This is a genomic window from Chryseobacterium sp. HMWF035, from assembly GCF_003094695.1.
Lineage (GTDB): Bacteria > Bacteroidota > Bacteroidia > Flavobacteriales > Weeksellaceae > Chryseobacterium > Chryseobacterium gambrini.
The window spans coordinates 16,823-43,058 of sequence record NZ_QEHP01000153.1 but is presented as its reverse complement, the minus strand read 5'-3'; the positions used below and the strand labels follow the sequence as shown (position 1 = coordinate 43,058).

Annotated in this window: 22 protein-coding genes; 8 read left to right on the top strand and 14 right to left on the bottom strand. The window is 36.7% G+C overall.

Annotated features, from left to right (window positions below):
• The gene (locus DD829_RS23115; RefSeq protein WP_108410460.1) at positions 1–711 is read right to left on the bottom strand and encodes a diphthine--ammonia ligase; all 711 of its coding nucleotides are present in this window, start codon (positions 709–711) and stop codon (positions 1–3) included.
• Positions 712–922: 211 nt separating this feature from the next.
• Here DD829_RS23115 and DD829_RS23110 point away from each other — a divergent pair, with 211 nt between their 5' ends.
• The 3 genes from DD829_RS23110 to DD829_RS23100 all read left to right on the top strand — a co-directional run bounded on the left by DD829_RS23110 (position 923) and on the right by DD829_RS23100 (position 3,433).
• Positions 923–1,675 carry a hypothetical protein gene (locus DD829_RS23110; protein ID WP_116548209.1) on the top strand — a complete coding sequence of 251 codons (753 nt, stop codon included), beginning with the start codon at positions 923–925 and terminating at the stop codon, positions 1,673–1,675.
• 237 nt (positions 1,676–1,912) lie between these two features.
• Positions 1,913–2,287, top strand: coding sequence for a hypothetical protein (locus DD829_RS23105; protein WP_116548208.1), 375 nt, complete (start codon positions 1,913–1,915; stop codon positions 2,285–2,287).
• 237 nt (positions 2,288–2,524) lie between these two features.
• Positions 2,525–3,433 (top strand): hypothetical protein, encoded by a 909-nt coding sequence (locus DD829_RS23100; protein WP_116548207.1) that lies wholly within the window; start codon positions 2,525–2,527, stop codon positions 3,431–3,433.
• 65 nt (positions 3,434–3,498) lie between these two features.
• Here the strand turns inward: DD829_RS23100 and DD829_RS23095 are convergent, their stop codons facing one another.
• From DD829_RS23095 to DD829_RS23080, 4 genes are all read right to left on the bottom strand, one after another.
• Positions 3,499–6,846 carry a methylmalonyl-CoA mutase family protein gene (locus tag DD829_RS23095; protein ID WP_108410413.1) on the bottom strand — a complete coding sequence of 1,116 codons (3,348 nt, stop codon included), beginning with the start codon at positions 6,844–6,846 and terminating at the stop codon, positions 3,499–3,501.
• Between the two features lie 329 nt (positions 6,847–7,175).
• Positions 7,176–8,081 (bottom strand): hypothetical protein, encoded by a 906-nt coding sequence (locus DD829_RS23090; RefSeq protein ID WP_108410412.1) that lies wholly within the window; start codon positions 8,079–8,081, stop codon positions 7,176–7,178.
• 12 nt (positions 8,082–8,093) lie between these two features.
• Positions 8,094–8,906, bottom strand: coding sequence for a hypothetical protein (locus tag DD829_RS23085; RefSeq protein WP_108410411.1), 813 nt, complete (start codon positions 8,904–8,906; stop codon positions 8,094–8,096).
• Positions 8,906–9,811 (bottom strand): hypothetical protein, encoded by a 906-nt coding sequence (locus DD829_RS23080; protein ID WP_108410410.1) that lies wholly within the window; start codon positions 9,809–9,811, stop codon positions 8,906–8,908. The genes DD829_RS23085 and DD829_RS23080 overlap by 1 nt, the downstream gene beginning before the upstream one ends.
• Positions 9,812–9,961: 150 nt before the next feature.
• Between DD829_RS23080 and DD829_RS23075 the strand changes: the two genes are divergently transcribed.
• Complete coding sequence (locus tag DD829_RS23075) at positions 9,962–11,590, top strand: helix-turn-helix domain-containing protein (protein ID WP_108410409.1); 1,629 nt, start codon at positions 9,962–9,964, stop codon at positions 11,588–11,590.
• A gap of 8 nt (positions 11,591–11,598) precedes the next feature.
• A complete protein-coding gene (locus DD829_RS23070) occupies positions 11,599–11,931 on the top strand; it encodes a hypothetical protein (RefSeq protein ID WP_108410408.1) in 333 nt (110 codons plus the stop codon).
• On the opposite strand, the gene DD829_RS23065 is transcribed toward DD829_RS23070, so the two are convergent.
• Positions 11,928–13,043 (bottom strand): DUF3667 domain-containing protein, encoded by a 1,116-nt coding sequence (locus DD829_RS23065; RefSeq protein ID WP_108410414.1) that lies wholly within the window; start codon positions 13,041–13,043, stop codon positions 11,928–11,930. The two genes, DD829_RS23070 and DD829_RS23065, sit on opposite strands and share 4 nt — an antisense overlap.
• Before the next feature lie 328 nt (positions 13,044–13,371).
• On the opposite strand from DD829_RS23065, the gene rplM reads away from it, so the two are divergent.
• The 3 genes from rplM (at position 13,372) to rpsB (ending at position 15,188) form a co-directional block, all read left to right on the top strand.
• A complete protein-coding gene (rplM, locus tag DD829_RS23060; RefSeq protein WP_027381190.1) occupies positions 13,372–13,827 on the top strand; it encodes a 50S ribosomal protein L13 in 456 nt (151 codons plus the stop codon).
• A gap of 5 nt (positions 13,828–13,832) precedes the next feature.
• Positions 13,833–14,219, top strand: a complete 387-nt coding sequence (rpsI, locus tag DD829_RS23055; protein ID WP_072883409.1) for a 30S ribosomal protein S9 — start codon at positions 13,833–13,835, stop codon at positions 14,217–14,219.
• 207 nt (positions 14,220–14,426) lie between these two features.
• Positions 14,427–15,188, top strand: a complete 762-nt coding sequence (rpsB, locus tag DD829_RS23050) for a 30S ribosomal protein S2 (protein WP_076396348.1) — start codon at positions 14,427–14,429, stop codon at positions 15,186–15,188.
• 73 nt (positions 15,189–15,261) lie between these two features.
• Here the strand turns inward: rpsB and DD829_RS23045 are convergent, their stop codons facing one another.
• From DD829_RS23045 to DD829_RS23965, 8 genes are all read right to left on the bottom strand, one after another.
• The gene (locus tag DD829_RS23045) at positions 15,262–15,717 is read right to left on the bottom strand and encodes a DUF6759 domain-containing protein (RefSeq protein ID WP_108411542.1); all 456 of its coding nucleotides are present in this window, start codon (positions 15,715–15,717) and stop codon (positions 15,262–15,264) included.
• A 54-nt stretch (positions 15,718–15,771) separates the two neighbouring features.
• Positions 15,772–16,395, bottom strand: coding sequence for a DUF6759 domain-containing protein (locus tag DD829_RS23040; RefSeq protein ID WP_116548206.1), 624 nt, complete (start codon positions 16,393–16,395; stop codon positions 15,772–15,774).
• Between the two features lie 163 nt (positions 16,396–16,558).
• The gene (trmB, locus tag DD829_RS23035) at positions 16,559–17,236 is read right to left on the bottom strand and encodes a tRNA (guanosine(46)-N7)-methyltransferase TrmB (protein ID WP_108411551.1); all 678 of its coding nucleotides are present in this window, start codon (positions 17,234–17,236) and stop codon (positions 16,559–16,561) included.
• Positions 17,237–17,318: 82 nt separating this feature from the next.
• The gene (locus DD829_RS23030) at positions 17,319–18,119 is read right to left on the bottom strand and encodes a DUF6759 domain-containing protein (protein ID WP_108411550.1); all 801 of its coding nucleotides are present in this window, start codon (positions 18,117–18,119) and stop codon (positions 17,319–17,321) included.
• Between the two features lie 208 nt (positions 18,120–18,327).
• Positions 18,328–19,116 (bottom strand): hypothetical protein, encoded by a 789-nt coding sequence (locus tag DD829_RS23025; RefSeq protein WP_084196503.1) that lies wholly within the window; start codon positions 19,114–19,116, stop codon positions 18,328–18,330.
• Positions 19,117–19,279: 163 nt separating this feature from the next.
• Positions 19,280–22,681, bottom strand: a complete 3,402-nt coding sequence (locus DD829_RS23020; RefSeq protein WP_108409821.1) for a T9SS type B sorting domain-containing protein — start codon at positions 22,679–22,681, stop codon at positions 19,280–19,282.
• A gap of 119 nt (positions 22,682–22,800) precedes the next feature.
• Positions 22,801–25,620, bottom strand: coding sequence for a T9SS type B sorting domain-containing protein (locus DD829_RS23015; protein WP_108409820.1), 2,820 nt, complete (start codon positions 25,618–25,620; stop codon positions 22,801–22,803).
• A gap of 140 nt (positions 25,621–25,760) precedes the next feature.
• Positions 25,761–26,236: gliding motility-associated C-terminal domain-containing protein (locus DD829_RS23965; RefSeq protein WP_185140331.1), on the bottom strand; the 476-nt coding region annotated here is incomplete at its 5' end.

Here is a 26,236-nt window from a genome sequence, read left to right as displayed (position 1 = left end):
TTATTTTACAATCAGATCGCAGAACCAGAAAACGTATTCGTCATCTTCGCTGTTTTCATCAGATTTCGGTTTTGGATATGTTTTTTTTACAATTTCTCCGATTTCAAACTCAACGGGATTTTTAAAAAGAGGTCCGTTAAAAGTAAAAGTATGAAATTCGCCATTTTCTCCGCATACATCTACATTTTCAGGTAAATCTTTAATGAAGTCTTCATCAATAATTCTTCCGGCAAAACTTTTATCGAGATAGGTTTCGTTCACGCAGGTAACAATGGTTTTAAAGCCAAGATCTAAAAATTCACGGATGAGGTCGGTTGTATTGATTTTCCATAACGGAAAGACTCCTTCCATTCCGATGGAGCGTAACTGGTCTTCGCGGTATTTCTTTAAATCTTCCAAAAAAATATCCCCGAAAACAGAATGGGTAATGCCTTGAGATTTCAGATCATTCATCATTTTGTTCATCAGCTCACGGTATTCTTCCATTGTAGGTTCTTTCGGAAGTTCCATTTTAATGAGAGGAAAGCCTAAACTTTCTGCCTGTTTTTCCAACAGCGAAACATGAACGCCATGCATGGAGATTCTCTGAAATTCTTTATTAATGCTTGTAAGCAGAGACGTGACTTCAAATTTTTCTTCCTTTAAAATTTTATATAAAGCTAAAGCAGAATCTTTTCCGCTGCTCCAGTTGAAAATGGCTTTCGGTTTCATTGTTTAGGTAATGTTTTTCAAAAATAATCAGATTGATTCAAAAGTCAGTTGACTTTTGTATATATTTATTGAAATTATGGTTGTTTGCATTGTATTAGATTATTTTAATTAAATGTTAATAAAAGTTCATATATAATTTTATTTTAGTCAGTTATAAGGATTTATGGTGGGTAATAATGTTATATATTTGCACCTGCTAATTTTTGTGACCGTGAAAAAGATTTTTTTTATTCTTTCTATTTTATTTTTGAGCGAGATGAATGCTCAGAATGTGGGGATTAATTCTGTTACCCCGCAAATGACTCTGGATGTAAACGGAGTGGCTTCTACTGTAGCTAAAGCCGACGGAATGAGAGCTCCCAGAATAACATTGGCCCAACTGAACGCAAAAACAGGGTATAATTCCAATCATGTAGGAGCTTTGCTTTACATTACCAGTGTTGCAGGTGGTTCTACCGTAGCTGCTACAGCACAGATTACGACGGTTGGATATTATTATTTTGACGGTACTGCATGGCAGTCGGTAGTTGCCAAAACAGGGACCGCGGTTTTTATTGCTTCTTTAGGAAACGGAGACGGTTCTGCTACGGCGGCTACAATTAATTCAGGAGCATTTACAACAGTTCCGCTTTCAACCGTCAGTAAAAATGTAGGCGGAGGAATCTGGACTCCCGCAACCAACACTTATACCGTGCCTAATTCAGGAACGTATCTCATCAAATCGAGTATAAGACTGATAGACGGAAGCGCAAGTAGGAATGTGTTTCAGGCGGTAAATACGTCTAACTCGGATATTCCTGAAGGAATCTGGGACACGAATCCCGGAAACCGCTGGACAATGCTTTATACAAGAATTGCTTATTTTAATAAAAATGATCAGTTAAGACTTTATATATATTCTGACGGAGCGGCTGCTAATATTTCAGATGCTTCGCTGAATATTGTTTTGCTAAGCCAGAATTAAGATGGTTTTAAATAAACTAAACCCCTCATAGAATTTCTGTGAGGGGTTTATTGTTAAAAGATGTGATTGATGGGTAATGAATTTTAAGGAAATGATTAAGTAAATGATTAAGTAATAAGATTGAATGTGTTAATTTTTTTATGGAAAACGGGAATGTAATTAGATGGCAATCTAATAATTTTTTTTATGTATTTTGATTTTTAAAATATTTTTATTATTTTTGTAGAAAATATTAACATGGGTGTTTTAGATTTCGTTTCATTTGAAGACCCTAATAAGGTTGGAGGTTCTATAAAGGCAACAATACACAAGACCGGAAAGCTTGGGTTTTCTTCTGGAGCCGAAGATTTTATGGGAATTAGAGAAGATTGTTTTTTTAAAGTTGGATTTAATAATAATGATGCCAATGATGATAGTATATATATGGTTAAATCTGATGTCGAGAATAATGCTTTTAAAATTTCAAAAGCAGGTATGTATTATTATATAAATCTGAAAAATGTTTTTGATAAAAGAGGGATTGACTATAAAAATAAAAGTTATATATATGATATAAAAAAAGAGAATTCTGAGGGAACAGAGTTCTTTATTTTGACTAAAAGAAAAAAGTAATATCGAGGGAAAGAAAATATAAAAAAAGGCTGAATAAACAGCCGAGGAAAATTTATCAAATTTTGTTTTTAATTTGGATTGCGACCCCTAATTTTTTAACAAAATTATTTAAGAAGAAGTGAGATTACCTCATCTACTTTTGTTTTACAAATGTACTTCAAATGTTTCTTTTTTCCAAAATAAAATTCGGTTTTAACACTCACGAACGTTAGAGTTATTAATTTCATTAAACAAGAAATGGAAACATTCAATACTTACTTTACAAAGTTAAAGAAAAGAAATATAGACTTTGTAGATATTCCCTTAGGGGAAGATTTAGAGGCATTTATCTGCCCATTTTTAATTGAGAACAATAAATTAGCCAATCCTATTGCTTTTGAAGTATATGAGAGAGTTCATCAATTTTTAATAAAGCTCAATAGAGATTTTATTAAACCGAATAAAAGAAGTGAAGGAATTGAATTTCTTTCTCATTTACATGAACCTAACGAATATCATTTAGGATACTCTGATAGAAATAAAGGTAAAGCAGTTTCTGATGTAAGAGCAGAAGTGATTTATGATGCCTTAAGAAATAATGTATTAGCAAAACAAAATGCTGCAATTACAAATGAAGCACATTTTGTTTTGCTTCTTGTAAAAGGCATTGGACAGGATATTATGTCAGACATTATAGCAAATGTTTGCAGAGATATTTTTGCTAATTTTACTTTAAAGATTTGTACTAAATATAAGGTTGCTACTGTTGCTGAAATAATTGAATTTTATAATGCAATTACTAAAAAATGGGAAACAAAAAAAGTTAATTTGCCAAATTTTGCGGGAAAACCCATAATATTATTGCCTAAATTTATAATTAGTGGTGGCAGAGCATATGTGAATCTTTATAATTGGTTTATTGCAAGAAATTATCTTTCTCTTGAAATTCTTAATAGAAAAAAACCTCTTACTACTGATAGTAAATTTATTTTTAAATTAAAAAATGGTACAAGAAAGGCGATTGTTAAGAAAATCTATCAGACTTACAGAAAACCAAAAAATGAACTTATAGAATTTGTTAAGAAATTTAAAGGTTCATTAGATGAATTTGTTTGGTATGCAAAAGAACATTATCCTGAGCTTGATTTAGATAGTTTAAATAATTAATCGATTTTATTATTATTTCAATCATTTATTAAGAGCTGTACAAATTTGTACAGCTCTTATTATATTTACATATTTCTTCTGTATTTACCACCCACTTCAAACAAAGCATTGGTAATCTGTCCAAGAGAACAGTATTTCACAGCGTCCATCATCACTTCGAATAAGTTTTGCTGATTGATCGCGGCGTGTTGCAGTGTTTTCAGAGCGGCTTCCGATTTGTCTTCATTGGATTTCTGGAAATTATGAAGCATTTCAATCTGGAACTGCTTTTCTTCCTCCGTTGAACGGATGACTTCTCCCGGACGAACCGTTGGCGAACCGTCTTTTCCAAGGAAAGTATTTACCCCGATAATCGGATATTCCCCGGTATGTTTCAGCCATTCGTAATGCATTGATTCTTCCTGAATCTTCGAACGTTGGTACATCGTTTCCATCGCACCCAAAACACCGCCTCTTTCCGTAATTCTGTCGAATTCTGCGTACACGGCTTCTTCCACCAAATCCGTCAATTCTTCAATAATAAATGAACCTTGTAGCGGATTTTCATTTTTCGCCAATCCTAACTCTTTATTGATAATCAACTGAATTGCCATTGCTCTTCTTACCGATTGCTCAGTAGGAGTCGTAATTGCCTCGTCATAAGCATTGGTGTGCAATGAATTACAGTTGTCGTAAATTGCATACAACGCCTGTAAAGTGGTTCTGATATCGTTGAAATCAATTTCCTGAGCGTGAAGAGAACGTCCCGAAGTCTGGATGTGGTATTTCAGCATCTGGCTTCTTTCGTCGGCCCCGTATTTCAGTTTCATCGCTTTTGCCCAGATTCTTCTTGCCACACGTCCGATTACCGAATATTCAGGGTCGATACCATTCGAGAAGAAGAACGATAAGTTCGGTGCAAAATCGTTGATATCCATTCCTCTTGACAGATAATATTCAACATACGTGAAACCATTTGCCAAAGTAAATGCCAACTGAGAAACCGGATTGGCTCCTGCTTCCGCAATATGATATCCTGAAATGGAAACAGAGTAGAAGTTTCTTACTTTTTCTTTGATGAAATATTCCTGAACATCGCCCATTAATCTCAAAGCAAATTCAGTAGAGAAAATACAGGTATTCTGAGCCTGATCTTCCTTTAAAATATCTGCCTGAACAGTTCCACGAACAGTTGCGATGGTTTTTGCTTTAATTTCTGCATACACATCGGCAGGAATGACTTCATCTCCTGTAATTCCCAATAATTTTAATCCTAAACCATTATTGGAAGGCGGCAATTCTCCGTTGTATTTTGGTCTTTCTAAACCTTTATCGTCGAATTTCGCTTTCAAAACTTCCTCAACCTTTGCTTCAAGCTTATGCTCAATAATGTATTTCTCCACATTCTGATCGATGGCTGCATTCATAAAGAAAGCCAGCAACATCGGTGCAGGTCCGTTAATCGTCATTGAAACCGAAGTTAATGCATTCACCAGATCAAATCCTGAATAAAGCTTTTTAGCATCGTCCAAAGTGGCAATAGAAACGCCTGCATTTCCGATTTTACCATAAATATCCGGCGGTAAAGCAGGATCCTGTCCGTAAAGAGTTACCGAGTCAAAAGCCGTAGATAAACGTTTGGCAGGCATTTCCGCAGACACGTAGTGGAATCTTCTGTTGGTTCTTTCAGGACCTCCTTCTCCTGCAAACATTCTCGTAGGATCTTCTCCAGTTCTTTTGAAAGGATAAATTCCCGCAGTATAAGGGAAACTTCCCGGAAGGTTTTCCTGTCCTTTCCATTTAATCAGATCACCCCAGTCGTTGTATTTCGGTAAAGAAATTTTCGGAATTCTTAGGTGGGATAAAGATTCTGTTGAGGTTTCCACCTTGATTTCTTTTCCTCTTACGAAATAGGAATAAAATTCAGCTTTGAAAGCCTCTTTCGTATCATCCCATGTTTTAAGGAAGTCGATGTTTTCCTGTTGAAGTTCTTTTTCTGCTTTCTGATATTCAGCATCTAAAGTTTCATTGGAAAGGAAATTTTTAACCCCTTCAATATGATACATTTTTCTTGCCAGTTCAGCCTGTTTTTCAACATTAGCATCGTACTGTCTGTTGTTTTCAACAATTTCAGAAAGGTAACGCACTCTTTTGGGAGGAATAATGGTTACTTCGTCTGTAATTTCCTGTTCAACAAACGATTGTAAATTTAAATCAGCAAATTTAGCGTTGACTTTTGCAACCAGTCTGTTGTATAATTCTGTTGTTCCGTGATCGTTGAACTGAGATGCTTTTGTAGCATACACAGGCATTTCATCCAATGGCTGTTCCCATAAAAGATGGTTTCTCTGGAACTGTTTTCTTACGGCTTGAAGGGCATCAAGAGCGCCACGTTTGTCAGATTTATTTAAAGCAACCAAATCTGCATAATCCAGCATATCGATTTTCTCCAACTGTGTGGAAGCTCCGTATTCCGGAGTCATTACATACATTGAAACATCTGCAAAATCAGATACTTCCGAGCCGGATTGTCCGATACCTGAAGTTTCCAGAATGATAACATCGGGATGAGCCAGTTTCAGCACATTTAATGCAGAATGAATGAACGGAGAAACAGAAACGTTATTTTCTCTCGTTGCCATTGAACGCATATACACTCTTGGATCATTAATTGCGTTCATACGGATTCTGTCTCCCAAAAGTGCACCTCCTGTTTTCTTTTTAGAAGGGTCGATCGAAATGATCGCAATTTTTTTATCGGTGTTTGAACGCAGGAAACGTCTTACCAATTCGTCTGTTAAAGAAGATTTTCCCGCTCCTCCGGTTCCTGTAATTCCGATAATCGGAATATGTAAGTCTTTTGATTTTTCGTCGATCGCTTTTACCAGTTCCGGTTTTTCTTCTGAAAAATTTTCAACTGCCGAAATGATTTTGGCTATGCTTGTCGAATTTTCAAAACTGATGGAGTCCAGATCTTTTACATCAATATCTTTTCCTGTTGCGAAATCTGATTTCTGAACCAAATCGTCGATCATTCCCTGCAAACCAAGTTCACGACCATCATCCGGAGAATAAATTCGGTCGATTCCGTAAGACATGATATCTTCGATTTCTTCAGGCAGAATTACACCGCCGCCGCCGCCAAAAATTTTAATCTGTGGCGAATTTTTTTCTCTTAAAAGATCATAGATATATTTAAAATATTCGTTATGACCGCCCTGATAAGAAGTTAACGCAATAGCGTTTGCATCTTCCTGAATCGCAGTATTTACAACTTCTTCTGCCGATTTATCGTGTCCAAGGTGGATAACTTCGCATCCTGTTCCCTGAATCACACGGCGCATAATATTAATCGCAGCATCATGACCGTCGAATAGCGACGCAGCCGTCACGATTCTGACTTTATTTTTTGGAGTATATTTTTGGGTTTCCATAAAAGATTTAGAAAATTTCTGAATTTTTCAAAGATAAAAAAATTGATCAGAGGAGCTCACATAAATGCAGATTTATTTGATCGCAGTAAAATGATAAGGAGAAGATAGACGTTTTTAAACTTCGTAACAAGGTACTTAACATTAAAAAGGAGGAAATATACTCCCTCCCTCTTGCTGATTTTCTTAATAGTATATAGTATCTGTGTTCTTTTAAAATAAGAATAATAGCTTTTAAATTGTTAAAATTATCCACTTATTGAGTCATAGTTCCGGTTTTCAGTGAAATTCGTAGGTATTTATATTTTTGCGTCATCAATTTTGCGCTACATTTATTGCTCAACGATTGTAAGAGTGTTATATGAAGAATCATTAATCAGATTAACTCCGATTCCGGGGTTCAAGTCTACCCAAGCCAAAGGATAAAGTCTTTGTCCAGCTGTTAAATGTACAGTAACGGTACAGTTGCTGCCGACAAGCGTAGAAATAACAGTTCCACTTGAATTGCGGCTGTTTGCAGGAAAATTGTTGGCGCATTTCAGGCGGTTTAGGATAGTTGTCGCATCACTTCTTACTTCCCATATAGCTTCAATTTGGTTAGGATCGTCAAATGTTGTATTTTGAAAAGCCTGAACCAATGTATTGGCAGCAAAAGTAAAAGTTGCCAGATAATTTCCTGTCCGAGGTGCAGTAAAATATCCTCCCGTAGGATTTGTTTCCCCGGCGCCGTTTGATCCTGCTGTAAAATTATTATTAGAATCATAAATTTTATTCCATCCGAAATAATAAGACGTTCTGTGAGGAATATTCGGTGTATCTGTTTTATTTGCAATAACTACAGATTTGTTAGAGTTTGTGGTACTTTCTATGTTTACCCACTCTAAGCCGTTGCTGTATTGCAGTATAGTTCCGTTGTACCGCAAAGCGCCTTCTTTGGCTGCGTCTGCGGTAAGAGTAGTATTACCGATGCCTATGGCGCTGTTGTTTCCTGCTGTAGTCCTTACATCCAGTTTTACTTTTGGCGAACTGTTTCCTATGCCGATGTAGCCTTCTGTACCTGCTGAATTTGATATGATAAAGTCGTCTACAACAGTGGTGCTTGTAGGAACTGCGTTGAGATTGTTTTTTGAAGCATCAACATGAAATATTCCTACAGGTACAGAAGTGTCAATACCCAACTGAGCGGAGATATCTTGAAATGCAAAAATAATGAGGAGTAAGAGATATTTTTTTTTCATTTTTCATTTTTTTTAAATACCGAAAATCGTTAATGTTGTTTTTGCCGGGTCGGAAGCAATAATTTTGTTTCCGCCGGTAACATTTTTTACCTGTACATTTACTGTGTCGTTTTGTTTCAGGTTAAAAATGGCGGTACACGCTCCTGAAGCAGAAATATTGCTGTTGGAACTTCCAGGATAAGAAGAAACACATTTAAAAGTCTGTATATTATTATTGGTTCTGTTGCTGGTAATGATAGCTTCTACGTATGCATTGGTTCCTAAAGTCGCTGTCTGAAATTCGAAATTGAAAGTAACCAGATATCGCCCGTCTTTATTTGCTGAAAAGATGCCTGTGGCGGGATTAAAACTCTCCGTTAAATCTTTGTTCTCAGACCAGTTTACCACGGTTGAAGTAGTATTGTCATTAACAGACTGGCTGGAAACCTTACCCGCAAGGACAAATGCATTGGGGGTTACTACGGGCAATACAATCCATGTTATTCCGTCAGAATATTCTAGATTGGTTCCATTGTATCGAACTGCGCCTGCGCCCGCATTTGCGGCGGTTTGGGAAGTGTTTCCGACAGCAATGGCATTATTGTCTCCTTTTGAGCGTACATCAACCCGCGTTACAGGGTTTTTGGTTCCTATTCCCAGAAATCCGTTTTCATTAATTACTATATCATCATAATAATAACTTGCATCAGCTGACGGAATTTGAGGATTATTTTTTTTGGCATCTACGTGTAAAACATTTTCGGGATTTGACGTGCCTATTCCTACATTTTGTGCGGAGATCTTGCCAAATAGTAAAAATCCTATCAGTATAATATATTTCATCATTATTGTTCGGTTATCGTTAAATGGTTAAAACCCTGCTCTGGATTGGAGAGATCGTTTACCGCGGTGGAGGAGGGAAGTCTCATGCTTAGATTTCCGTTATAAGTAGTCTGTCTTATGGTTGCATAAACTTTTTCGTTGGTAGTAAGAGGTATTGCGCCTACACAGGATCCTCCTATCTGCGACTGACGGGCGTAAGTAACACTGGAATTATCACCGTAAGAGGCTAAACTGCGGACACATCTTTTTTCGACAGAGGTAGCTCCGGTTTCTGTGATTTTTACAAAATCAACTTCTATGACACCTCCTTTCAATACCCAATATCTCACCATATCGTAAGTGAATGTCAAAAGGTATATTCCGTTACGGGGTGCCGTAAACTCTCCGGATGACGGATCGAATGCATTTTTATTATCTGTAAATTCTTCAAATTGGGTAACCTTTTTATCCGTATTGTAAGGAAACTGATATTGTGCCTGAAAGGCAGCTGCACGGATTCTCGCCACCACATTTGTTTTTTCGATATCAGGCGTTTTTAGCTGAAACCATGCCGTTCCGTCGGAATATTGAATTACCCCTCCGTTTACAGGGGCATAGCGTACAGCACCGGCGGAGACTTGTGTTGCTGTTTGTGTGGTATTTCCTATGGCTAAAGAATTGTTGCTTCCTGCAGAACGCAGATCCAATTTTACGAGCGGAGTAATTGTTCCGGCTCCTACATTTCCGTTTGAATCTATCGTGAAGTCATTTGCAGTCTGGATATTGTTAGGAATTCCTGTTGCAGGATTGTCCCTGTTTCCATCTACGTGAAATTTTTTTTGAGGATTACTGGTATTAATACCGACCTGAGAATTACACAGCTGAAAAAATAACAGTATTGTTATTAAAAGAAACTTACATTTTTTCATTCTATTATCTTATGTTTTTTTGCAAAGTTATTATTAGGATAACGGTTTGAATTAATGTAACTTGTTGCATATTTGCAAATTGCGGAATTTTGCAAAAGGATAATTTGCATCTTACTTGTAGGATACAGAATTTTACAAACAAAAGCACACATGAAAAAGTCCAAAAAACAAATAGCTTTTGTCATAAAGTGTATTTGGTGTTTAGTTTTTATGGGTTTCCATTATGGGAAAGCTCAAAAACAAATCCATTTTGAAGATGAGTACAACCGTTTGAAACAGTTGGCTCAGAGTGATATTCATTCTGCTTTAAAACAGACCGACCAATTAATTCTTAACGCCCGGAATTCAGGAGAGCAAAAGTTTGTTGTAAAAGGGTTATACCTTAAAAGTTTTGCTTATCTGCTGAATGGAGATCCGGAAAGCTGTTTTGAGAATGCACAAGAATCTCTGGAACTTGCAGAGAGCATAAACTATAAAGAAGGGCAGGCTCTCGCCTACAGAATATTAGGAACTCAGTATGCAAAAATGGAGGCTTCTGATCTTGCGATGCAGAACTTTGAACACGGGCTGAATATTTTAAAAAATTTGAGTTCTCAGGAGTCTTATGAGGTAAGAGGATTGATTCTTAATTCAAAACTGATTGTTTTGGGAGATGGTAAGGAACCGCAGCTTACAAAAGAGAAACTTGCTGTTTCGTTGCAAGTTGTAGAAGAATTCCGACATATTGAAGATCCGGAGCTTCGTAATAACCAACTGGTTTCGGCATATACCAATATCGGATACAATTATGCTGATCTGAAAAATCCGGATTCAGCAAATGTCTATTTTCAACGGGCACTGAGTCTTGTAAAGCCGGATAATTTTTATCTTCAGGCTGCCATTAATCATGATATTGGCTATCTGCATATGGGAGCCAAAGATTATCAGAAAGCCATTATGTATTTTAAAAAAGCGTTGGCTATTCTTCCGGATAATAATGATTTTGTAAATAAAAAGATAGAAATTCTAAAAAACCTTTCTCAAACCTATTCTGAAAACGGAGATCAGTCAAATTTTATTAAATACTCCGAAGAGCTTAAAAAACTTTCGGCAGTTTCAAATAAAAAAAACTTTCATAGTCTGGAAAAATCACTTCAGGAAAAGAACAAAACAATTGAGGATCAGAATACAGAAGTTTCCGTGTATTCAGGATTGCTTATTTCTTTAATCGTCATCATGATATTGCTTACTGTTTTCTATCTTTACAGATCGAAAGAAAATCAAAAGAAGTATGAGGAACTGAGAAAGAAAATAAGTATAGGAAACACAGATAATAAGTCTTCAAACCTAAAGGATTCTCTTCAGGAAACATCTGCAAGTACTTCAGGGAAAGAAATTTCTCCGGAAACTGCTGTTAAAAGCGGACTCATGGTTTCAGAAAAAACAACCGAACGTTTGCGCATCGCTTTGCAAGACTTTGAAAGCGGAACTTTGTTTCTTGAAAAAAACTTTACTTCAGCAAAACTTGCTTCTCTGCTCGATATTAGTTCCCGAACGATTTCTGATTTTATAAAAGCTGAAAAAAATATGAATTTCAATTGGTATATTAATGATCTGCGTGTCAGGCATTTCATTCAAAAATTAGACAGTGAAAGTGAATTTCGTAAATTTAAACTTACATATATTGCAGATTATTTGGGATATTCGTCATTGGGAGCATTCTCTAATTCGTTTAAACAAATTACAGGAATCGGACCTTCTTATTATATGAAAAATCGTAATAAAGAATTAGAATTTTAAAAAAAATTATGAAAAAAGCAATGTTATACTTCATGCTCGGAACTGTTCTGAGTTTTTTAATCAATTATTTGTTTTACAGTTCGGAAAACATCGGACTTGATATTTATTATGCTTTTGCTTTTGGCTTCGCATGGGGAATTGCTTATTATTTAGATACCCCGGATTTTACTCTGCCTCAGAAATTAGGATTATCTTTTGTTGCCATGGGAATCTTAGTTCTTGCGGGAACTTTAATTTTTAATCTGGAACTGGCTATCCCTTCCGTTCTGAAATTTTCGACGGTTTTTGTGGCGTATTATTTAATTGCAAGCTTCAGAGCAAACAAAACATTGCGCAATTAATGCATCGTCATAAAACTTACATACATTAATATAAGGAACATGCAGACAAGTCCGAATAAATTCACAATAAATAAAAGAATTCCTTTTACCACGCTTATGCTCCGTGCGTTTTCGTAAACTCTGTGATGCGCAACGAAGAAATACACAAGCATATAAATGATTGCCGCAGAATAAAGCGAAAAACTAAAGGTGTTGAAGATCGTATTATCCGGAAGCAGTGAAGTGAGTTCTGAGACCGTTATGATAATCAGAATTCCTAAAAGCAGAAAGGAAAAATAGTGAAGCGTAAAAATTCCGTGATCAAAATACCACCATTTCTTTTTATTGTGGAAAAGCCAAAGAAGAAAGGCGAAAATCGGCAGGTAAACAAATAGTGCTTTCGGAAGAGTGTGAACAATATTATCAGCAAATTTTTCAAAAATCTGGTCTTTTTTCAGCCCTTGTTCCTGAAAATGAAATATTTTTTCTGCATAAGGTTTTAGAAATGCGAATGTAGCTTTTTTATCCTTGCTTTTTAAGCTTAAAGAATCATACTGTTTTAGGGTAGTAGCTCCCAAAATGCTCATTTTTCCGTCTGCTGTTTCTCCAAAAGTACCCACTTCAGGATCGTTTCTGTCTTTCGGGTCAACAGTTTTCATCTCTTTTTCCGTTTCAGGATGAGATACATTTTCTTTTATCAGTTGATCTTTTTGGAGTGAATGTTTCAGACTGTCTGTGAATCTTGCAATCTTTTCGTCCTGTTCTTTTTCTTTTAAAATCTGTTCTTTCTTTTCATGGTCTGAAAGTTCCTCTTCCGAACTGGAAAATAAAGTAGGGAGGAAAAAAGTAATAAAACTGATAAAAATATACAGTTTTACAGGAGCCACATACATTTGTCTCTTTCCGGCAAGATATTCCTTAGTTAATCTCCCGGGACGAATGAGTAAATATTTTATTGTTTTCCAGAATTGTCCGTCATAATGCGTGAAATCTTCAATGAAATGAGTGAAAAGATAATGGAACGGCTGTTTGGGTTCCGTATTTTCCTGTCCGCAACGAGGGCAGAATCTTTCTTCAACAAGGTGTCCGCAGTTAAGACACGTTTTATCTTCTCTAATTTTTCCGTGGCTCATGATATAGATATGGATTTCAGCAAATATAATTATTTAAAGAAATTAAATAATCATATTGATATGTTTTTGAGGATAATATTAAATTTAATTAATAATTACCCTTAAAATTTATTCGATTTTTAAATGATTTTCGAATTTATACATGAATTTTTTAAATGGTTATTTCCGTGTTTTTTGATTGGTTTTTGTACGATTAAGTCTTTCAGATACTTAGGCTTAAACACATAATCAACAGATTAAACGAAATATGTTTTTGCATTCTAAAAATAATTTGTACCTTTGCACACCCTTTTAGGGGGAAATTATGTTTAATCTTTAACTAAAACGTGTGAATACATTAAGTTACAAAACTGTTTCAGCGAACAAAGCTACTGCTAATAAAGAATGGGTTGTGGTAGACGCTGAAGGACAACCGTTGGGAAGACTAGCTTCTACGGTTGCAAAGATTTTGAGAGGTAAGCACAAAACGAACTACACACCTCACGTAGATTGTGGTGATAACGTAATCGTTTTGAACGCTGGGAAAGTAACTCTTTCCGGAAACAAGTGGAACGACAAGACTTATATCTGGCATACAGGTTATCCTGGAGGACAGAAGTCTATGACTGCGGCTGAACTTCAAAAGAAAGATTCTTTAAAAGTATTGGAAAAATCAGTAAAAGGGATGTTGCCTAAAAACAGACTTGGAGCTGCGATCCTTAAGAATCTTTACTTATACGAAGGAACTGAGCACAAACATGAAGCTCAACAGCCTAAAACAATTAATGTTAACGAATTTAAATAATTAATATGTCTACAGTTCACAAAATCGGAAGAAGAAAAACTTCTGTAGCAAGAGTTTATGTAAAGCCAGGAACTGGTAACATTACAGTAAACGGTAAAGACGCTAAAGAATACTTCTCTACAGATGTAATGGTTTACAAATTAAACCAACCATTTATCCTTTCTGAAACTGTTGGTCAGTATGACGTTACCGTAAACGTATTCGGTGGTGGAAATACAGGTCAGGCAGAGGCTATCAGATTAGGTATTTCAAGAGCTTTATGCGAAATCAACGCTGAGTTCAGATTAGCATTGAAGCCTGCTGGTTTACTTACAAGAGACGCAAGAATGGTGGAAAGAAAGAAGCCAGGTCAGAAAAAAGCAAGAAAGAGATTCCAATTCTCAAAACGTTAAGATTTGCTGTTGGCGAATGGCTTATGGTTGTTTGCTACAGAAATGTATTAATTTTTATTTAAACTTAATCTCGGCGAAAAGCCAATTGCCACAAGCAAAAAGCAAAACGCCAATTGCCCGTTACGTTTAGCATCCAAACGCTTCTCCCATCTAAAGAAGTTGTTGATTGTTTAAAAGACGGAAAGTAAACTAACAAAAACAAAAAACATGGCAAAAGCAAATGTAAAAGACCTTCTAGAGGCTGGTGTACACTTCGGTCACATGACTAGAAAGTGGAATCCAAATATGGCTCCATACATTTTTATGGAGAAAAATGGTATTCACATTGTAGACTTACATAAAACAGCTGTTAAATTGGATGAAGCTTGTAACGCTTTAGAAAAATTAACTTCTGCAGGTAAAAAAGTTCTTTTCGTAGCTACTAAGAAGCAGGCGAAAGAAGTGGTTGCAAAACACGCTTCTGAACTTAATATGCCTTATATTACAGAAAGATGGCCGGGTGGTATGTTAACAAACTTTGTTACTATCAGAAAGGCTGTTAAAAAAATGAACTCTATCGACAAAATGAAAAAAGATGGAACGTTCGAAACTTTATCTAAAAAAGAAAGATTACAAGTAGACAGACAAAGAGCTAATCTTGAGAAGAACTTAGGTTCTATCGCTGACATGGTGAGACTTCCATCTGCTGTATTCGTAGTAGATATCATGAGAGAACACATCGCGGTAACTGAAGCTAAGAAATTAGGTATTCCGGTTTTCGGTATTGTTGATACCAACTCTGACCCAAGAAAAGTAGACTTCGTTATCCCAGGAAACGATGATGCTTCTAAATCTATCGATATGATTCTTAGCGTAGTTTCTGAATCTATCAAAGAAGGTCAGTCTCAAAGAAAAGCTGATAAAGAAAAATCTAAAGAAGAAGGAGAAGTAGTATCTGCTGATAAAGATGCTGACTTTGATGCTGAATAATTAAAGATTTTCTTTAAAATACAAAGACCGCTAAATTTTAGCGGTCTTTTTTTGTTTTTAATAAAGCTTCCTGCTAATTTGAAAGCGTTACATTATAAGACGAACTGATAAACTTTGTTTTCTGGTATACAGAGTTGCAAACCATTCCTGAAATATTATAATTCTGATTTTTCGGAACCATTGCCGAGCCGATTTTATTGGCACCAATAGGGATTTTCTTAAAATAATTATTTCCGCTAATCGTAAGAACCATATTGCAGCGGGAATTATTCTCAACAGTAATTGATGTATTCGGACTGTCTTCGGAACCGTTTAAAAGATCCGTTAAAACTGCCGCCGTTTCAGATTTGTACGTTTTCAGCAAAGCCTGATATTCTAATTCCGTTTGATTGGCAGTAGAGGTTCTGCTAACAGTATTTGGATTTTTATGAGGATTTTTTACAGCATCGTTTTTTGTCCTGTAATGAGTAGTCTCACAACTGTTTAAGACAATGATGATCATAACCGTAAAAGAAAAAAGCTTTTTCATAACAAAATTTTCTTGGTGTAAATTTAAAACTTTTACTTACTCGCCCGTCATAATTTATTTTCCAGTCTGAACAGGATTATTAATGGTTAAAAAAATACTTTTCTTAATTTCTTTCTGTGAGGAATATAAAACATCACAGACATGGCTCGTTAAAGTATAACTTCCTTTATTAATTACGATAGAATTTTCTCCTTTCGCCGGTACTGCAAGATTATAGAAATCTTTTCCCTGAATTCTTAAAACGATATTACAGTCAGAATTATTTTTAAACAAAAGAATAACTTCTTTGCTGCTGATATCTTCATTAAACATTGCATTAAGCAGTTTTACGGTTTTGTCTTTATGTTCAGCGGGTGTAGAAGCAATCAGGCGTTTAAACTCCTCCGTTTCCGAGGCATTAGAATTCTTCATTAGGCTAGAAGAAATTTCGGAAATAACAGGTCTTGCTTCCATCGGTTTAGCATCCTTTTTTCCTTTTGTCCATTCCGAGTTTTTTAAGGCGATTATCTTGGATTTTAATACGCTTCTTTTCGGATCATCCGGATGCGCTGTTTTCAGGAATTCTTCTATTTCACTGATGTTTTTGCTTTCTAAAATATTCTGGGATTTATTTTGTACCTGAGCCGTGTTACAGCATACAAGAATTCCCGTCGAAATAATCAACATTAATTTTTTCATAACTTATCTTTATAATTTTGTGTTTGTACGTGAAAATGCAAGGGTGTAGAATATTACAGCCTTTAATTGTTTATGTGAATTTTATCACTTAAAAAACTACCGATAAGTTAAATTTGTAAAGAGTCTGGAAATACTGAATTTTTTTCATGATGTGTTTTGTTGTTTAGTTAATTCTGAATTTAATATACGTTATTGTTTTTCCTTTAGCAGAAAAAAGCTCCTCATAGTACGTTTTAATATCCCTTAAATGCGGAGTATTCGGATCATATTCTAAAGCTCCGTAAATATCGTGGTGTGCGGTAATGATTTCATAACCTGCCCCTTGCAAAAATCCTAAAGTATAGCCGTGAAGAAATTCAGAATCTGTTTTCAGGTGAACAATTCCTCCGGGTTTTAAGAATTTCTTATATCTTTCTAAAAAATCAGGATGCGTTAATCTGTGTTTTGTACGCTTGTATTTAATTTGTGGATCCGGAAATGTAATCCAGATTTCATCCACTTCATTTTCTCCGAAAAAATAATCAACGAGTTCAATCTGGGTTCTCAGAAAAGCCACATTCTTCATGTCGTTTTCTACAGCTTCCTTGGCTCCGAACCAGAATCTTGCCCCTTTAATATCAATTCCGATAAAATTTTTCTCAGGGAATGTTTTTGCAAGACCTACCGAATATTCTCCCTTTCCGCAGCCTAATTCTAAAACAATAGGATTGTCGTTTTTAAAGAAATCTGTTCTCCATTTTCCTTTAAGATCGAAACCGTTTAAAGCATCTTCCCGCGTTGGCTGAATAACGTTTGGTAATATCTTGTTTTCTGCGAATCTTGCTAATTTATTTTTACCCATGAGACATTTATAAAATCCTGCAAAAATAACTAATTTTAAGCAAATGCTTCATTTTTAAACCTGAAAATAACAGCTAACTGCGTTATTTTCTCATAGAACTTCCCAATGCAACCATGATGGGTTTCTGGATGGTTTTCTGTGAGGCGTACTGAGCTCCGCAGACAATACTTGTAAAAAGATAATCACCTTTCTGTACCACAATCGAATTGTCGCCGTGCGAAGGAACAGGAAGCCTGTACTTCGTGGTCCCGATTCCTTCTATTCGTACAATAATATTACAGTCCGATTTATTTTCGATCATCACAATACATTCTTTCGCATTAGGGTCGTTATCGAAAAGAGAGTTAAGGATTTTTACCGTTTTGTTTTTATGTTCCGTCGGATTTTCCGCCATCAGCATATTAAATTCAGAAGCTTCTGCATCAGGAATGGCAGCAACAGGTTTAGTGTTTGCAGATGTTGCGGAAGGAGCAGCAGGAGCAATGTATACGTTTTTAGGATTGCTTGGTGTGTACACTACCGCAGATTGCCCCACCTGCAATTCTTTCTGATATTTTGCAATCTGTTTGTGCTTGATGAGGGCATTCATCTCATCGAAAGATATTTTGGTAGAAGGTCTTCGCTTCAGCATAGCAAACCAGTCCTGCATCTGTTTCACTTTCTGGTCACCGGGTTGGGCATTTTTTATGTATTCCTTCATCATTTCCATTACGCGGGGTTTAAGCACAGATCTTCGCGGATCATCGGGATGAGCATCTCTCAGGAAAGCATTAATTTCGTAAATATTTTTACTTTTTAAAATTTCACTGTAATCTTTCCCTTTCGACTGAGCTGAAAGAGTGATGCACAGAATCATACTAAAAAATATAAATAATTTTTTCATTCACTGGTATTAAAGTGTAAAAGTAAAATATTTTCTCGTTTAATTGATTTATTTTTAAGGCATTAGTATCCAAAATTGCAGCGAAAATTACACCAACTGTAATGAACATTCAATTTTTTCTAAATTTAAAAATTATTTTAAGTAAAACAAAAAAATGTACATCCCAGTTGGAAAATGTACATTTTTTTTATTTGCATAATGAGAAATTTTATTTCAGAACATCCTGAAGGTGAGAATTTCTTAATCTTCTCTGGTAAATCGGAAGATATTTTTCAATCGGAATTTTTATCGCTTCAAAATTTCCGGCAAGAACATAAGGTTCGATATTTTCTGAAGTATAGACAAACTGCAGAAAGTTATCAATTAAGTTTTCAGGAATTTTGAATCTTGTAAAATAATCTTTTCCCAAATAATTTTTAATCTGCGTTACAGAATTATTCATTTTTTCGTAGGCTACATAGCGCTGCTTTTTCTTTCTTTCTCCGGATAAAATATCATAAATACTTTCGAGGCTGAAGGTAAGTCCGCCATCGCGAAGACCTGCAACAGGAAGCTGCGGCGGAGTTCCGTCTCCTTTCGGTTCCGGAAGACCGATTACTTTTTTAATGGCTAAAGCCTTATCTTCTTTTCTGATTGAATTTACATCATAACGTAAGTTTCCGGTAGGCTTAAACCTGCTGATGATGACTTCCTGAATATCGTGATACGCCACTTTCAGTTCAACCAGATTTTTCTGATCCATCATCTGGGGCGTCAGCTTAATATCTTTTCGCTCTGTAATAATCGACGTAAAACGGATCACATCTCCCGGATTGGCAGAGATAGAAAAATCACCATTATAATCGCTTAAAACAGTTTTCAGGGTATTAAGATTCGTAACATACATCTGGTTCAGATACAAAACAGAATTATCTTTTAGAAAAACTTCTCCAGAGTATGTTTGTGCGTTAATTTTTGCCAGAAAAACCAACAGCAGCAGAGTAAATAGCTTCTTCATATAATACCGCAAAATTACGCAGAAAACCAACAAGCTATACCTATTTTAGTAGTGAAAACAGGTTAAAGTTATATTAAACTTTGATTCGGAATTGTTAATGAATGTTATAAGGATGCATTTAAATATAAAATGTGTGAAAATTTTTAATGATTTTTCATCCCGATTAATAATTCTTTACCAAAAGCCAACTCGTATATTTTACAGTAGTTGTGCCACCGAATTCCGTCCAGCTGATGAAATACCAGTACGTTGCTGTATTTACCAGTCTTCCTCCGACTCTTCCGTCCCAGGTAAATCTGTTGGAAGGCGCTCCTCGAAATACTTCCGCTCCATATCGGTCAAAAATTCTGAAAATAATATTGTCATTATTCATTAATTCAGAATAATTTATAGCATCATTATAGCCATCAAGATTAGGCGTAATTGTATTGATAAGATTAATAATAACAAATGGTCTGGTTACTTCCTCGCACTGATTGGTGTCCCGAATGTGGATAATATGATTTCCCCTCGGAACATTCATGAAAACATTTGAACTCTGCCAGTTTACGCCATCCAGAGAATATTCGTAAGGCGGAGTGCCACCGCTTGCTCCGATCGTTACTGTACTTCCGTTTATTTCAATCATCGTGATAACCGGAAGAGAAGATTCTGTAATGGTTACATTTTGTCTGTAGGTACAGCCTTCTGCGGTAAGATCTACCCAATAATTTCCGGGGGCAACATTTCCGATTGAAGAGGAGGTTGCTCCGGTACTCCATAGATAACTGTCGATTCCCGGTCCTGCATCTAAAGTCGTCAGTGTTTTAGGGCAAACTACTTTATCTTTCAGAATAAGTGACGATTTCGGAGTTTTTATCGTAACAGTAATTGAAGCAATATTAGGACAGACTCCGGATTTCTCAAATCTTGTAAAAACCGTTTGGGTTCCCGATAAATTCATTGGGTTTGCAATCTGCGCCGTGTTGTTCTGTGCATCCTGAAGAGTAGGGTGAAAAGTCACGGTAACAGAAGGATCTGTTGTAAACTGACTGATATAAGGCATCAGATCAATCACTTTTGTACCGTCCAGATTATCATCACACATGGTGATGGCGTGTGTGGTTTTAATTAAAGAAATTTTATTTCCGATAACAAAAACAAGCGGCTTCACAACTGGAGGACAACCGTCCGGAGAATCTACTCTTATATAAATTGTAGTGGTGGTTGTGTAAGACCAGTTATTCGGTAATGTATTTGCGTTTCCGGCATTGGCATCTGCTAAGTTGGCGTAATATCTTACATTCGTAAAATAAGTCGGATTGTTTAAAACAAGAGGGGTGATGTTAGGCAGAATTACATTCACCACGCCGTCCAGATTATCATCACAAAAAGTTCCGGTATAATTATTAAGAACGTTGGCAAAAGGATAAAGATTAAGCGTAATCTGGGCAATAGCTTTACATCCAAGTGTATTTTTTACCACTGCATACACAATGGTTCCGTTCGTTGCGGTATAAGAAGTCGTATTGGTAATTGCGGTTCCCGGAGTTTCGTTCTGGGCATCCAACAGATTCGTATAATAGGTAATGGTTACCGGAGAATTAGTGGTAACATTGGCTGTTGTTAAATTAAATATTCCCTGTCCCGATCCGTTATCACAGACTTTTAATGTTGCATTATTCACCGTTAAAACCTGAATATTAATGGTGACGGTTACAGTTTCGCAGTCAGGAAAATCCGGGTTGTTTCCGCAGAATGTATACGTGAAAGTGTCTGTTCCTGCAGTTCCGGGATTCGTAACGGTGTAAGTAATGACTCCTGTCGTTGCATTTACGGTTGCCGTTCCTAAAGTCGGAGCGGTAAGCACTGCGACTGTTGAAGGGACCGGAGTCTGGGTAGAACTGGTAAATGCAGGAGTAATTGTTTTTGTGGTACAGACATCATAGGTCGCGGTAGACAGTTTTGTACAGTTCTGTACCTTGTACTGTGCCGTGATTAAAGGAGCACAGCTTCCCATTGTTACTGAGCAGGTGTAATAACCGGACTGAGTCGGTGAGTAAGAAGCTCCTGTAGCTCCCGGAATTAAAACTCCGCCGACGTACCATTGATAGGTGTCATAAATTACAGGATCTACTGTAAGAACAATTCCCGGAGCGCAGTCTCCACCGGATTTTAAAATTACAGGCTGTGTAGGAAATCCTGCGAAAAAACCGCCATATCCTACTGCATCACTTCCAGCGTTGATTCCCGCTGTTATCGCTTTAGATGAAACAACGGTTACCGTTCCTGCAGTATTCGGAATTCCGTAAGTTACCCAGTTAAGAGTTCCCGTCATATTGAAAGGACCTGTTGAAATAGGAGGGGTAACTCCGTTTACGGTAACTACTGCGCCTCTTTCTGTGATGAGATTTAATTTCGTGGGAACATTTAAAATACCATTCGGATTTCCGTTGGAATACACAAAGTTTTCATCAATTAATCCAAGTTCGTTAATCTGTTTCGGTAAGTAACAGTTCAATGCAGGAATAAAATTGAATCCACCGGTTGCCACCTCGTTTCCTGCGGTACTTGCACCTGCAAGAACCTGATAAATATAGACGTTTTTGGTTGTTTTGATGTATAGATTATAATGTCCGCTTCCCTGAAGCTGATATTTGGAGTCCGGAATCATGAAATACTGTCCCGTATTTAAAGTGGCAACAGGAACGACTTCATTATTTACACGAATTTCCGTATTGTCTTCGGTGGCAATTACCAAAGCGCCTTCCATATTCGAACCGATGCTTCCGTTGCCTTTTACCAAAGCAAATTCATTTCCTAATCTGTCCACCGGAACCGCCTGGTCCATTAAAATATCTGAACTTGAAGGAAAATTGCCGGCATATTGCCCATTGAAATTTCCGTTCGTAACATTGATGTTTTTATTGGCTGTAATTTTGGCTCCGATAAATCCGTCAAAATTTCCCGCATTATTTCCGATTCCGTCGATGATGTAGGATTGCCCTTTATTTAAATTAAACGTAATGATAGGATTGGTTGCTCCCGTTGTTCCGTTGGAAAACTGTACAGTGGGTTTATATCCTGTTATGGTAACGGTGGTATTGTCTTCAGTTGCCAGAACACTCGTCATAAAATTCAGGATAGAATTACTTACAGAGAGTGGTGCATTGGCTGCGTAAAAAGTTTTTCCGGTGGAAGGAATTCCTTTAGATGTAATAATTTCAGCGTGATTAAATACTGAAAATCTTAAGTTGGCGTAAAAGGGAAATTCTGCTTTTACATAAAGTCCTTTAGTTGTCGTCGTAAAAAGATCTGTCTGTAGTGACGTAATAATATAATCTCTTAAGATATCAACTTTTTGAGGATTTCCTTTGCTGATCGTTACCGTAGCAATTAAAGTGTTGTTGTTATAAATTTCTACCGGAAAAGGCGTAGTACGGTTAGTAGAAAGATACAGTTTCTGATTGGGATTTGAATTTCCTGTACGGTCTACCATCGGCGCAAACCAGTGTTCTCTATCCAATTGTGCAAAAGTAGAGGTGAAAAACAGAAGTAAAAACAGAAAAGATAGAATTTTCTTCATTCAGATATTGCCTTTAACACAAATTTAATAATAAAAAGCATTCTAAGCTTAAAAAAATAAAAAAAACCATGATATCAAAATCATGGTTTTCAGAGTATTATTTAAAGAGATATTTAAAATTAATTTCTGTTTTTCACTAAGATCCATCCGGAATATTTAATCGGGGTATGTTTGCCGTTTGGCTCATTCCAGCTTACATCGTACCAGTAGTTTCCTGTAGGTACTTTTTTGCCGCCGACTGCGCCGTCCCATTTGTATCCGTTTTCTTTATTTCCCTCATGCATTTTTGTGCCGTATCTGTCGTAAATATTGAATACAAGATTTTTCTTGTTTCCTAACGCCGAATAATCAATTACATCATTTATGCCATCTCCGTTCGGAGTAATTACGTTAATAAGATTCGGTACGGTAACTTCTACCTGCATTGGATTACAGTTGTAGGAATCTTTTACATAGAATGTATTATTTCCTCTCGGAACATTGGTAAATACATTGGAATCCTGCCAGTGAATATTATCAATGGAGTATTGATAAGGAGCTGTTCCTCCCAATACATGTACCGTAACGGTATTATTTGAAATATCAATATTTGAAATAACAGGCTGTTCCGAAGCATAGACTTTTACTGTCTGTCTTGTTACACAATTTCCAGTTTTCAGATCTACCCAGTAAGTTCCTGTCGTAACGTTACTGATCGACTGTGTTGTTGCACCTGTACTCCATAAATACGCTGTAAATCCTGGACCAGCATCTAAAGTTGTTTTATTTTCAATACAGATAATCTTCTCCTGTAAAACACTGGAATACACTGGTGGAAGAACAATTAAAGTAACTTTTGCTATTCTGAAACATCCGTTTGCATTGCTTACTTTCACGAAAACCACTCCGTTCGGTGCTATATAGTTTACCGGATTGATGATTTCATTGGTTCCGAGCTGTGCATCCGTTAAAGAAGGATAATATTTTTTTGTAATTCCTGTAGTGGTAGATACAAGAGCCGTTGTAAGGTCAAATAATGCCGTAGCAGGATTCGACGGAATAAAACATGATCTCAGTGTTGCGTCTGTTACTGTAGGACTTGCAGAAACGGTAAACGTTAAAGTTACCTGCTCACAATCTGTAAAATCAGGATCGTTTCCACAGAATTTATAAACCATAGTATCTGTACCTGTAAAACCGAAATTTGGAGTATAAATGATTACGCCGTTCGGATCAATAACTGCAGAACCGTTTGCCGGAGGTGTAACAATCGTTACCGTACTCGGAACATAGGTCTGGGTAGAATTTGTAAAAGACGGAACCACAGCCTGAAAACCTTCACAAACCGTAAGCGCTTTTGTAGACTGCTGAAGGCAGGTGTAGACTTTATAAACAGGAGTTATTGCCGGAACACAAGATCCTACTGTAATTCTTACCGTATAATTTCCTGCTACTGTCGGAGTATAGCTGTTTGAATTGGCTCCCGGAATAGGATTTCCGTTCAGATACCACTGATAGGTCTCATAGCTGTCGTCAACCTCAAGAACAATTCCCGGAATACAGTCTCCGGTTTGTTTTGTAATTAAAGGAATGGAAGAGAATCCTGCAAAATATCCTCCGTAACCTGCCGTGCTGTATCCTCCGTTCACTCCGGCTGTTACCGCTTTGGTGGAGGTTACCGTTACGTTTCCTGTAATTCCTGTAATGGCATAAGTTACCCAGTTGGTATTTCCGGTTAAAGGATAAGGTCCCTGAGCTGCAGTAGGAGTTGCTCCGTTTACGGTAACTGCTGCTCCGGCTTCTGTCAGAATATTAAGCTTCAGGGTTACCCCCGAAACACTTGGCATTTCGTTGATCTTTCCGATCTCATCAATTTTTCTTGGAAGGAAACAGTTCAAAGGCGGAATATAGTTGTATCCTCCGGTATTATTTTCTGTTCCTACTCCTACTAACTGATATAAATATACATTTTTAGAGGTTGAAATAAACATATTGAAATGTCCGCTTGCTCCTCCCTGCTGAATATAATTGGTTTCATTAATTCTATACCATTCCCCTGCATTAATCGTTGCAATGGGAGCGGTGGCGCCGTTGATGAAAATCTGGGTATTGTCTTCTGTGGCAATAACAATTCCACCTTCCATGTTTTCGGCAGGAGCGGTAGATCTTGTTTTTACCATGGCAAATGTATTCCCCAGTCTTTCCGCCGGAACCGACTGGTCCATAATTAAATCTGAACCACTTGAACTTAAAGCACCGAAATTACCGTTAGAACTTCCGTTGGTTAATGTGATGGGCTTATCAGAAACTATTTTGGCTCCGATAAATCCTGTAAGGTTTGCTGCGGTGCCATTATTTCCGGCCATAATGTAAGACTTTCCTTTATTCAGGGTAAAAGTGTGGGTGTTGGTACCGGAAGGAATTCCTCCTAAAAAGACCAATCCTGAAGTATTCCATGTAACGGTAACCTGTGTATTGTCTTCCGTAGCCAAAATCCCTGCTGTAAAATTATTGGAAGTTCCTGTTCCTGCATTGGTGTTGGGCGGATTGGCTACAAAGAATAATTTCCCGATTCCTGCTTTACCTTTGGATGTGATGATCTCTCCGTGCGAAGGTTGTGCAGATCTCAATGTGCAGTAAAAAGGCTTGTCTCCCTTCAGGTAAAGACCTTTTGTAATAATCTGTAACGCCTCCGAAGTGGTGGTTGCGCTAATAAGATTGGCAGAAACGGTATACGATTGAGGATTTCCTTTGCTGATGGTAACGGTGGTAAGCAAAGTATTATTATTATAAATTTTTACATCAAACGGAGTGGTAGAGTCTGTAGAAAGATATAGTGCATTGGTATATCCTGTGGTGGATGCGTAATAAGGCGCGATCCAGTGCTCTGTATCCCTCTGTGCAAAAAGAGTACTTATGCCGAAAAGCATCAGTACAAAAGACAGTAGAATTTTATTCATAAGTTGTTGAATTAGGATTCATGCAAAAATAATGGAATTTTCTAATACATATTCAAATTATGTTTTAAATATGATAACATATTAGCGTAAAAAAGCCACGATAAAAAATCGTGGCTTTAGGATTCAGCTTTTTTGTTTGCTTAGTCAATATTTTTAACAAGGATCCATCCTGAATATTTGATCGGTGTTTTTTCCTTGTTGGGTTCATTCCAGTTGATATGGTACCAATAGGTTCCTGTAAGTATTTTCTTGTCGAAATGTTTACCGTCCCATTTGTAGTTGTTGAATTTATTCCCTGTGAAAATTTTATTTCCGTATCGGTCGTAGATTACGAAGCTTAAATTTTCCTTGTACGCCAGTTCGCTGTAATCGATGAAGTCATTTTTATTATCCCCATTCGGCGTGATGGCGTTTAACAAATTCGGAACCGTTACCTCTACAAAGATCGGGGTACAGTTGTAGGCGTCTTTCACATAGAACGTATGCTGTCCTCTTGAAAGTCCCGTAAATACATTAGAATCCTGCCAGTTGGTAGGAGAATCCACTGCGTATTTGTAAGGTGCTTTTCCTCCGGTTACTTTTACCGTTGCTGTATTGTTTGAAATTTCAATTTCTA

What these genes read in the sequence shown, in the direction of transcription:
- DD829_RS23080 (WP_108410410.1), bottom strand. Translation starts at nt 9,811, where the DNA reads ATGAAAAAATGTAAGTTTCTTTTAATAACAATACTGTTATTTTTTCAG.
- trmB (WP_108411551.1), bottom strand. Translation starts at nt 17,236, where the DNA reads ATGGGTAAAAATAAATTAGCAAGATTCGCAGAAAACAAGATATTACCA.
- rpsB (WP_076396348.1), top strand. Translation starts at nt 14,427, where the DNA reads ATGGCAAAAGCAAATGTAAAAGACCTTCTAGAGGCTGGTGTACACTTC.
- DD829_RS23015 (WP_108409820.1), bottom strand. Translation starts at nt 25,620, where the DNA reads ATGAATAAAATTCTACTGTCTTTTGTACTGATGCTTTTCGGCATAAGT.
- DD829_RS23090 (WP_108410412.1), bottom strand. Translation starts at nt 8,081, where the DNA reads ATGAAAAAAAAATATCTCTTACTCCTCATTATTTTTGCATTTCAAGAT.
- DD829_RS23030 (WP_108411550.1), bottom strand. Translation starts at nt 18,119, where the DNA reads ATGAAAAAATTATTTATATTTTTTAGTATGATTCTGTGCATCACTCTT.
- DD829_RS23045 (WP_108411542.1), bottom strand. Translation starts at nt 15,717, where the DNA reads ATGAAAAAGCTTTTTTCTTTTACGGTTATGATCATCATTGTCTTAAAC.
- DD829_RS23020 (WP_108409821.1), bottom strand. Translation starts at nt 22,681, where the DNA reads ATGAAGAAAATTCTATCTTTTCTGTTTTTACTTCTGTTTTTCACCTCT.
- DD829_RS23105 (WP_116548208.1), top strand. Translation starts at nt 1,913, where the DNA reads ATGGGTGTTTTAGATTTCGTTTCATTTGAAGACCCTAATAAGGTTGGA.
- DD829_RS23065 (WP_108410414.1), bottom strand. Translation starts at nt 13,043, where the DNA reads ATGAGCCACGGAAAAATTAGAGAAGATAAAACGTGTCTTAACTGCGGA.
- DD829_RS23070 (WP_108410408.1), top strand. Translation starts at nt 11,599, where the DNA reads ATGAAAAAAGCAATGTTATACTTCATGCTCGGAACTGTTCTGAGTTTT.
- DD829_RS23100 (WP_116548207.1), top strand. Translation starts at nt 2,525, where the DNA reads ATGGAAACATTCAATACTTACTTTACAAAGTTAAAGAAAAGAAATATA.
- DD829_RS23115 (WP_108410460.1), bottom strand. Translation starts at nt 711, where the DNA reads ATGAAACCGAAAGCCATTTTCAACTGGAGCAGCGGAAAAGATTCTGCT.
- DD829_RS23075 (WP_108410409.1), top strand. Translation starts at nt 9,962, where the DNA reads ATGAAAAAGTCCAAAAAACAAATAGCTTTTGTCATAAAGTGTATTTGG.
- DD829_RS23085 (WP_108410411.1), bottom strand. Translation starts at nt 8,906, where the DNA reads ATGATGAAATATATTATACTGATAGGATTTTTACTATTTGGCAAGATC.
- DD829_RS23095 (WP_108410413.1), bottom strand. Translation starts at nt 6,846, where the DNA reads ATGGAAACCCAAAAATATACTCCAAAAAATAAAGTCAGAATCGTGACG.
- rpsI (WP_072883409.1), top strand. Translation starts at nt 13,833, where the DNA reads ATGTCTACAGTTCACAAAATCGGAAGAAGAAAAACTTCTGTAGCAAGA.
- DD829_RS23040 (WP_116548206.1), bottom strand. Translation starts at nt 16,395, where the DNA reads ATGAAAAAATTAATGTTGATTATTTCGACGGGAATTCTTGTATGCTGT.
- DD829_RS23025 (WP_084196503.1), bottom strand. Translation starts at nt 19,116, where the DNA reads ATGAAGAAGCTATTTACTCTGCTGCTGTTGGTTTTTCTGGCAAAAATT.